The organism is Sulfurimonas sp. (genome assembly GCF_026991475.1).
Taxonomy (GTDB): domain Bacteria; phylum Campylobacterota; class Campylobacteria; order Campylobacterales; family Sulfurimonadaceae; genus Sulfurimonas.
Window position 1 is genome coordinate 13516 of the sequence record NZ_JALXBK010000089.1, and the last position, 310, is coordinate 13825.

At 40.0% G+C, this 310-nt stretch carries 1 protein-coding gene; it reads right to left on the reverse strand.

Features of this window, described 5'->3' with window-relative positions:
* On the reverse strand, positions 1 to 310 hold a 310-nt coding region (locus MV589_RS07395; protein ID WP_297433446.1), incomplete at both ends, for an FHIPEP family type III secretion protein.

The window sequence follows — 310 nt, forward strand, 5'->3', positions numbered from 1 at the left end:
CACCTTGAATCTCTCCTGTAGCCATTCCACTATCCATTGCCAAAAATTTATCGGGATTGATTATTCCCTCTCCGATGCTGATTCCTTTGAGTAAAATTTGATATTGATCTGGTTTGAGGTGGAGATTATCGCGTATACGCACTTGTGGCATTAAAAATCCAAAATCACTGGCAATTTTTCTACGCATGGAACGGATACGCTCTAGTAAATCCCCGCCCTGAGAGTTGTCTGCAAGTTTAATAAGCTGATAACCAAGAGTAAGTTCAAGCATCTCTACTTTTAAAATATCTTCAAGAGCACTCTCTTCCTC